Below are 8,298 nucleotides of genomic sequence, written 5' to 3' on the forward strand. Positions count from 1 at the left end.
GGGAGGGGGTAGCGATCAAGTCGGTGTCCGCAAGGGGGAGGGGGCGCGGCTTAGTGGCCGGCCCAGGCGTCCACTTCGTCGATGAAGTGGTGCAGGTCCTGGTAACGGTTGTACGCCGGGGTGGGCGAGATGCGGATGACGTCCGGTTCGCGCCAGTCGCCGAGCACGCCGACGGTCTGCAGGTACTCGAACAGGCTGCGGCCGCGCTCGCGCCCGCCGATGACGCGCAGCGAGAGCTGGCAGCCCCGGCGTTCGGGCTCGCTTGGGGTCAGCACTTCGAGCACCCGCGGCAGGCGGGCGCGCACGAGGGCATCGAGCAGGCCGGTCAGGCGCAACGATTTCTCGCGCAGGGCGGCGATGCCGCCGGCCTTGTCGACCACGTCCAGGGCAGCGCGCAGCGGCGCCAGGCCGAGCACCGGCGGGTTGCTGAGCTGCCAGCCTTCGGCGCCGGCGGTGGGCACGAACTGCGGGGCCATCTTGAAGCGGGTGGCTTCCTCGTGGCCCCACCAGCCGGCGAAGCGGGGCAGGGTGGTGTCGCGGTGATGGCGTTCGTGGACGAAGCAGCCGGCGACGGCGCCGGGGCCGGCGTTGAGGTACTTGTAATGGCACCAGATGGCGAAATCCGGGGCGATGTCGTGCAGTTGCAGCGGCACGTTGCCGACGGAGTGGGCCAGGTCGAAGCCGATGCGGGCGCCCTGCAGGCGCGCCATGCGGGTGATGGCGTCGAGGTCGAACACCTGGCCGCTGCGGTACTGCACGCCGGGCCACAGCACCAGCGCCAGGCGCGGGCCGTGTTCGGTGATGGCGCGTTCGATGGCCTTCAGGGAAATGGTGCCGTTGGGTTCGTCAGGCTGGACTTCGATGAGGTCGGTGGCCGGGTCGAAGCCGTGGAAGCGGATCTGCGATTCGACCGCGTGGCGATCGGTGGGGAACGCGCCGGCTTCGATGAGGATGGCCGGTCGCTGTGCGGTGGGCCGGTAGAAGCTGACCATCATCAGGTGCAGGTTGACGCTGAGGGTGTTCATGGCAACCACTTCGCTGGGCAGGGCGCCGACGATGCGGGCGAGCTGTTCGCTGACCAGGCGGTGGTAGCGCAGCCACTGGGTGTCACCGGTGAAGTGGCCTTCGACGGCCAGGCTGGCCCATTTGTCCATGACGTCCTGGACGGCGGCACGGGCGCCACGCGGTTGCAGGCCGAGGGAGTTGCCGACGAAGTAGGTCTGGTCGCGATGGTTGTGCTGGGGGAAGATGAATTCGCCGCGGATGGCGCGCAGGGGATCGGCGGCGTCCAGGGCAACGGCATGGGTGCGGCTGAGAATGTCGGACATGGTGCAACCCGCGTGACAGTGGCTGACAGTTTATCCGGTGGTGGGGGTGTGGGGTGTTGTGGGGTGTGTGTTGGTAAAGGCAACAGGCAACGCCAACCGCCAACCGCCAACGTCAACGTCAACGTCAACGTCAACGTCAACGTCAACGTCAACCGCAACGGCGTCCTGTGTGGGCGGTGGCTGGGCTGGCGCGGTGCGGGTGGGTTGCCGGGACACGCCGTAAACCCRTCCYTGGGGGCTCGGTGTTGCCATCCATGGCAACACACGGTCCCGGCAACCCACCCGCACCACGCCCCGACAGTGGGTAGGCGCGCATGGGAAACGCCGGGGAAACGCCGGGAAACGCTGGGAATGCCGCAAATGCCCGAAATGCGTGGAATGTCTGGAAATGCCTGGAGCGCCGGCAAACGCCTGGGTAGAGCCGAGCCATGCTCGGCTGCTCTTCCTTCCCAGGTCATGCTGGCATCGAATGAGGAACGGGCATCAGCAGTCGTTAGAGGATCGACCCCACCGGGATGATTGCAATGGCCCCGGTAGAGCCGAGCCATGCTCGGCTGCTCTTCCTTCAAAGGTCAAGCTGGCATCGAATCAGGAACGGGCATCAGCAGTCGCTAAAAGATCGAATCCGCCGGCTCTTCTGCATGCGCGCAAACCCACCCATACAAGCCTCGCCCGGAGTGCGCGCGCACATGCTGCTGTCCGCCTTCGAGCTCTCAGCCTTCAACAGCCCCGGTACCACCCGGCAACGGATCCACATGTCCGCACGCCTCGCAGGTGCGCATCTCCACCGAGGCCTGATACCGCGCAAACACCTTCGGCAGATCCGTCTCGATGTTCTCCAGCGCGAAATACTCTTCGTACAGCTTGTGGTTGCAGCGCTCGCAGAACCACAGCAGCCCATCGCGCTCATGCGCCAGGCGCTTGCGCTCCACCACCAGCCCCACGCCGCCAGCCGGGCGGCGGGGCGAATGGGGCACCTTGCCCGGGAGCAGGAAGATCTCGCCCGCGCGGATCGGGATGTCGCGCACCGCACCGTCTTCCTGCACCTTCAGCGTCATCTCGCCTTCGAGCTGGTAGAACCACTCAGGGCCCTCGTCGTAGTGGTAGTCGGTGCGGCTGTTCGGCCCGCCCACCACCATCACGATGAAGTCCCCGTTCTCGATCATCTTGTTGCCCACCGGCGGCTTCAACAGATGCCGGTGTTCCTCGATCCAGGCCAGCAGATTGATGGGGGAAGCGAGCATGATGGGGATTCCGTAGAGAGACGCGTCAGTCGCGCCGACCGCGGCGCGGCACGTGGGCCAGGGCCTTTTCGTAGGCCGGTTGCAGGTCTTCCGGTGCACCCACGTCGATGCCCATCTCGCGCACCCGGCCATCCTTCAGGCTGTAGACCCAGCCGTGCACCATCAGCTTCTGGCCGCGCGCCCAGGCATCCTGCACGATCGTCGAGCGGCAGGCGTTGACCACCTGCTCGATCACGTTCAACTCGCACAGGCGTGCGTGCTTCAGCGCCGGGTCCTCGATCGCATCCATGATCGAGGCGTGCTTCTGCGCCACATCGCCCACGTGCCGCAGCCAGTTGTCGGCCAGGCCCACGCGGGTGTTGTGCAGGCTGGCGTGCACGCCGCCGCAGCCGTAATGGCCCACGATCAGGATGTGCTTCACCTTAAGCTGGTCCACCGCGTACTGGATCACACTCAGGCAGTTCAGGTCGGTGTGCACCACCACGTTGGCCACGTTGCGGTGCACGAACACCTCGCCCGGTGCCATGCCGATGATCTGGTTGGCCGGCACGCGCGAGTCGGAACAGCCGATCCACAGGTATTCCGGGTGCTGCTGCTTGGCCAACTGGTGGAAGAATTCCGGGTCTTCTTTCTCGATCCGGTCCGCCCATTCGCGGTTGTTCTGCAGCAGCTTGTGGATGTCTTTCATGGGGCAGGTGTCCCTGACGTAAGGTGGGGGCAAGGCGCGGCCAGCCTGGCCGCGGCGTCGCGGGAAGCGGGGAGAATCAACCGGCGGTGTCGCCGTCGCGGCGCCAGCGCATCCACTGCGCCAGCTCGCGGGAAGCCGGGGCGTCCAGCGCCGACAGCGCGTCGATCACGCTGTGCTGGTTGGCCTCGGGATGGTTCTGGCTGAGCTTGAGTTTGATCTGCACCTGCGCCGGGCGGAAACGGAACCCGACGATGCCGCCGAGCATGCGCTGCTGGCGCGGCTCGATCGGCAGCAGATCCCAGTCGCCGCCGACCTGCGCTTCATAGTGCGCGCTCAGGCCGTCCAGCATGGCGATCAGCGCATCATCGTCGGTCACCGGCTCCAGCACGCCGCGCAGTTCCGCAGCGGCGTAGTTCCAGGTCGGCACACGCGCCTGCGCGACCTTGTGTTCGCCCCGTCCCTGGGGCTCACCCTGCGGGCCAGCCTTTGGCTGTCCAACGCCGTTCCTGACGGCGTTGTCCGGATACCAGCCCGGCGACACATACGCGTGGGGACCGTGCACCAGCATCAACGCGGGGCCGGCATGGCCTGCCTGCGGGTTCGGCTTGGCCCAGTGGCCTTCGATCAGGATGCCATCGGCGTCGCGCCGGTACAGCACCGGCATCCGGGTGGCCTGCGGCAGACCGTCGGCGCCGGTGGTGACCAGCGTGATGAACGCATCGCGCGCCAGCAGCCGGTCCAGCCAGATCAGGTCAGTCTCGGCGAAGGCGGAAGGGATGAACATCGCCGGTTACGCGCGGGCGCCCAAGCTCTGCACCATGCGGCCGTGCAGCTCGGCATCGCTGGCGCCCTGCGGCGGCTGCACTTCATGCAGCGAGAAACCGCGGATCAGCGCGTCTTCCTCGTCCAGGCCGTCATAGGACACGAACTCGGCATCGAACAACTGCGACCGCGCGGTGTCTTCGCTGTCGTAGCTGAGCGTGTTGCCGTCGCTGTCGAGGACTTCGGCGGTGCCGGCCGGGCGGATCCGCAGGCGCGCCCAGATAAGCGTGTTGCCCAGGCTGGCCAAGAACCATTCGTCGCGGTGTGAGGGGGTGTCGTTCATATCAATACCATCGAAAGCAGCCAGAGCAGGGCAGCCATGCCCAGTCCGGCCAGCAGGGTCAGCAGCGATACCCAGGCAGGCGTGGCCAGCCCGGACAGCGCCCGGTCGGGGGTTTGCCGGTAATCGCGCCCAAGCAGCCAGCGCAGCGCATCCGGGCGCAGGAACGCGCCGTTGCCGAAGCGTTGCGCCAGCAGCGGATGGCGGTCGCGGATGTGGATCAGGGTCAGCGGCCAGAAGATCACGAAGGCACTGAACCCGGCGATCGCCACGCCGACGAAACACAGCGCGAAGAACAGGGTCATGGGCTCGGTGCCTCCGCGGGGGGGATCAAAACTCGGCGCTGCCCGGCGCGCGCGGGTAGGGGATGGCGTCGCGGATGTTGCCCAGCCCGCACACGTACACCACCAGGCGCTCGAAGCCCAGGCCGAAACCGGCATGCGGCACCGACCCGTAGCGGCGGAAATCGCGGTACCAGCTGTAGTGCTCGCGATCCAGGCCGAACTGCGCCATGCGCGCGTCGAGCACGTCCAGGCGCTCTTCGCGCTGGCTGCCGCCGATGATCTCGCCGATGCCCGGGGCGAGCACATCCATCGCTGCGACGGTCTTGCCGTCATCGTTCAGGCGCATGTAGAACGCCTTGATGTGCTCGGGGTAGTTGGTCACCACCACCGGGCGGCCGATGTGTTCCTCGGTCAGCCAGCGCTCGTGCTCGGTCTGCAGGTCCAGGCCCCATTCGACCGGGAAGTCGAACTTCTTGTCGGCCTTCTGCAGCAGCTTCACCGCTTCGGTGTAGTCGATCTGCTCGAACGGGGCGTTGATGAAGCCTTCCAGCTTGGTGATCGCGTTCTTGTCCACGCGCTCGGCCAGGAACGCCAGGTCGTCGCCGCGCTCGTCCAGCACCGCGCGGAACAGGTATTTCAGGAACTGCTCGGCCAGGCGCGCGTCTTCGGCCAGGTCGGCGAAGGCGATTTCCGGCTCGATCATCCAGAACTCCGCCAGGTGGCGGGTGGTGTTGGAGTTTTCGGCGCGGAAGGTCGGGCCGAACGTGTAGACCTTGCTCAGGGCCAGGCAGTACGCCTCGACATTGAGCTGGCCGGACACGGTCAGGAAGGTTTCCTTGCCGAAGAAGTCACGGCTGAAATCGACCTCGCCCTTTTCGTTGCGCGGCAGGTTGGCCATGTCCAGGGTCGAGACCCGGAACATCTGGCCGGCGCCTTCGGCATCGGAGGTGGTGATGATCGGGGTGCTGATCCAGTTGAACCCGTTCTGGTGGAAGAACCGGTGCACGGCCTGGGACAGGCAGTTGCGGATGCGGGTGACCGCGCCGAACAGGTTGGTGCGCGGGCGCAGGTGCGCCACTTCACGCAGGAACTCCGCGCTCATCGGCTTGGGCTGGATCGGGTAGGTCAGGGGGTCGTCGACCAGGCCGACGATTTCGATGTCGTGGGCCTGGATTTCGAAGGACTGGCCCTTGCCCTGGGACTTGACCAGGGTGCCGCGGGCGATCACCGAGCAGCCCGGGGTCAGGCTCTTGATGTCGTCGAAGTTGCCCAGGGTGTCATTGGCCACCACCTGGATGGGGGCGAAGCAGGAGCCATCGGTGACATTGACGAAGGCCAGCGCCGCCGAGCCGCGCACCGTCCGTACCCAACCGCGTACGGTTGCCTCGCCGCCTTCCGGGATTTTCCCGGCAAGCGCATGTTCAACGCTGACCACCGTCATGACTTGAATCCTCTGTTGATCGACTCGATCTCTGAACACGGAGTTTAACGGGTGCGGTGTTCGGCTTGCGAGGCATTTTTCGCGCGCTCTCCGGGGCTGCGCGCCATGTGAACCGCAGCGACGGCCGTCGAAGCCGGGCCGCGCCATACCCTCTATAATGATCACGATCCGCTGGAGTTGCCTGTCATGGCCGTAAGCCTTACCCCTGTTGCCTTTGCCCGTGTGCAGAAGTTCGTCGAGCAGACCCCCGGCGCGCTGGGCCTGCGTTTCGGCGTGACCCGGACCGGTTGCTCGGGCTGGGGTCACATCACCGATCTGGCCCGCGACGAGCGCCAGGGCGACACCGTGTTCGAGCAGGACGGGGTGCGTATCTACGTGGATGCCGACAGCCTGGGCTTGGTCGATGGCACGGAGATCGACTTCGGCAAGCACGGCCTGAGCGAGACGTTCACGTTCAGGAACCCTAACGCGACCGCCGAATGCGGCTGCGGCGAGAGCTTCACCACCGAGGCCGACAAGGCCTGAGCCGGGCCGCCGCCGGGCTGTCTGGCGCGCTGCGGCTTGCCTGTTGGGGCTTGCGCTGCCATACTTTGCGGCTTCCTGCCTGATTTCGGGCAGGACCCTTGCCCCACCGCGTTCATCTGCGGGGGGCTGTCCGGCCCTCAACGGGCCACATCCGAAAGGTAAAAACACATGAGTCGTCATTACGAAGTCGTGTTCCTGGTCCATCCGGACCAGAGCGAACAGGTCCCGGCCATGATCGAGCGCTACAAGGCGCTGGTCGAGAACGGCAGCGGCACCATCCACCGTCTGGAAGACTGGGGCCGTCGTCAGCTGGCCTACCCGATCCAGAACCTGGTGAAGGCCCATTACGTCATGCTCAACATCGAGTGCGACCAGGCCGTGCTGAGCGAGCTGGTGGAAAGCTTCCGCTTCAACGACGCCGTGCTGCGCAACCTCGTCATCAAGCGTGACGAAGCTGACACCGAGCAGTCGCTGATCATGAAGAGCAAGGACGAGAAGGGCGAGAAGCCCGAGCGTGGCGAGCGTCGTCGTCGTGATGACGAAGAAGGTGAAACCACCCCCGCCGCTGACACCGATGCCGGCGAAGACGCCGCTTCGGCCGCTTAAGGAGCACTGACATGTCCAAGTTCTTCCGTCGCCGCAAGTTCTGCAAGTTCACGGCCGAAGGTGTCAAGGAGATCGATTACAAGGATCTCAACACCCTGCGCCAGTACCTGACCGAGAACGGCAAGATCGTGCCGAGCCGCGTCACCGGTACCAAGTCGAAGTACCAGCGCCAGCTGGCAACGGCCGTCAAGCGCGCCCGTTTCCTGGCCCTGATTCCGTACACCGACAACCACGACGTCTGATGAAAGCCGGCGGCTTCGGTCGCCGCTTTCGCGGATCTGGCCGCCCGCGCTGCGAAGCGTCGGGCGGTTTCCAGGTCTGCCGTTCGGATATTCGGACAGCCATCGCTGCGGGGCCTTGCCTCGCTAACGAATACATTTTTGGAGCTACACCATGAAGCTGATTCTTCTTCAGAAGGTCACCAACCTCGGCGGTCTGGGCGATCTGGTCGACGTGAAGCCGGGCTACGGCCGCAACTTCCTCGTCCCGACCGGCAAGGCCGTTCCGGCCACCGCGACCAACGTGGCCGAGTTCGAAGCCAAGCGCGCCGATTACGAAGCCAAGGCCCAGTCGATCCACGCTGACGCCGAAGCCCGCAAGGCGAAGCTGGAAGGCAAGAGCGTCACGATCGGTGCCAACGCTTCGACCGAAGGCAAGCTGTACGGTTCGGTCGGCCCGCGCGATATCGCCGAAGCCTTCACCGCTGCCGGCCTGCCGCTGGAAAAGAGCGAAGTGATCCTGGGCGAAGGCGCCTTCCGCAACGTGGGCGAGTACGAGGTGACTGTTCACCTGCACGCCGACGTCGAAACCACCGTCAAGGTGGTTGTGGAAGCCGAAAAGGCCTGATTCCTGCCGAAAGGCGGGCGTTACAGAAACGGGTGCCCGCGAGGGTGCCCGTTTTTGTTTTGTGGGGTGGTTGGTTTTTTTTTAGAAGCTAACGGCAACGGCAACGGCCATTGCAACGGCCACTGCAACGGCCGGCGCTTTTGCYTTCCTGGAGGAGGGTGGCGGGTAGCCTTGGCCGGGACACGCCGTAAACCCATCCATGGGGGCTCGCGGGCGCCATCCATGGCGCCCGAC

At 65.7% G+C, this 8,298-nt stretch carries 11 protein-coding genes; 4 read left to right on the forward strand and 7 right to left on the reverse strand.

Translation table 11 applies throughout. From position 1 onward, the window contains the following. Positions 1 to 50: 50 nt before the first annotated feature. The 7 genes from kynU to asnS all read right to left on the reverse strand — a co-directional run bounded on the left by kynU (position 51) and on the right by asnS (position 6,087). Positions 51 to 1,328 (reverse strand): kynureninase, encoded by a 1,278-nt coding sequence (gene kynU, locus AC1DQP_RS12495; protein WP_457320167.1) that lies wholly within the window; start codon positions 1,326 to 1,328, stop codon positions 51 to 53. Between the two features lie 713 nt (positions 1,329 to 2,041). Further along, positions 2,042 to 2,572: a 3-hydroxyanthranilate 3,4-dioxygenase gene (locus AC1DQP_RS12500; protein WP_256774545.1), complete on the reverse strand. Its 531-nt coding sequence runs from the start codon at positions 2,570 to 2,572 to the stop codon at positions 2,042 to 2,044. A 25-nt stretch (positions 2,573 to 2,597) separates the two neighbouring features. Then, on the reverse strand, positions 2,598 to 3,260 hold the full coding sequence (can, locus tag AC1DQP_RS12505; protein WP_256774544.1) for a carbonate dehydratase: 663 nt from the start codon (positions 3,258 to 3,260) through the stop codon (positions 2,598 to 2,600). A gap of 76 nt (positions 3,261 to 3,336) precedes the next feature. Next, positions 3,337 to 4,044, reverse strand: coding sequence for an FMN-binding negative transcriptional regulator (locus tag AC1DQP_RS12510; protein WP_457320171.1), 708 nt, complete (start codon positions 4,042 to 4,044; stop codon positions 3,337 to 3,339). Between the two features lie 6 nt (positions 4,045 to 4,050). Then, a complete protein-coding gene (locus tag AC1DQP_RS12515) occupies positions 4,051 to 4,365 on the reverse strand; it encodes a hypothetical protein (protein ID WP_256774542.1) in 315 nt (104 codons plus the stop codon). Continuing rightward, a complete protein-coding gene (locus tag AC1DQP_RS12520; RefSeq protein ID WP_256774541.1) occupies positions 4,362 to 4,667 on the reverse strand; it encodes a hypothetical protein in 306 nt (101 codons plus the stop codon). The genes AC1DQP_RS12515 and AC1DQP_RS12520 overlap by 4 nt, the downstream gene beginning before the upstream one ends. 25 nt (positions 4,668 to 4,692) lie before the next feature. Next, entirely contained in the window at positions 4,693 to 6,087 is a 1,395-nt protein-coding gene (gene asnS, locus AC1DQP_RS12525; RefSeq protein ID WP_457320174.1) for an asparagine--tRNA ligase, read from the reverse strand. Between the two features lie 186 nt (positions 6,088 to 6,273). On the opposite strand from asnS, the gene AC1DQP_RS12530 reads away from it, so the two are divergent. From AC1DQP_RS12530 to rplI, 4 genes are all read left to right on the forward strand, one after another. Further along, positions 6,274 to 6,612, forward strand: a complete 339-nt coding sequence (locus AC1DQP_RS12530; protein ID WP_256774539.1) for a HesB/IscA family protein — start codon at positions 6,274 to 6,276, stop codon at positions 6,610 to 6,612. Positions 6,613 to 6,780: 168 nt separating this feature from the next. After that, positions 6,781 to 7,218, forward strand: a complete 438-nt coding sequence (gene rpsF, locus AC1DQP_RS12535) for a 30S ribosomal protein S6 (RefSeq protein WP_256774538.1) — start codon at positions 6,781 to 6,783, stop codon at positions 7,216 to 7,218. 11 nt (positions 7,219 to 7,229) lie between these two features. Next, a complete protein-coding gene (gene rpsR, locus AC1DQP_RS12540) occupies positions 7,230 to 7,460 on the forward strand; it encodes a 30S ribosomal protein S18 (RefSeq protein ID WP_002804494.1) in 231 nt (76 codons plus the stop codon). Positions 7,461 to 7,611: 151 nt separating this feature from the next. After that, on the forward strand, positions 7,612 to 8,064 hold the full coding sequence (gene rplI, locus AC1DQP_RS12545; protein ID WP_256774537.1) for a 50S ribosomal protein L9: 453 nt from the start codon (positions 7,612 to 7,614) through the stop codon (positions 8,062 to 8,064). The last annotated feature ends 234 nt before the right edge of the window (positions 8,065 to 8,298 follow it).

This window comes from Stenotrophomonas sp. P5_A8 (assembly GCF_056400545.1).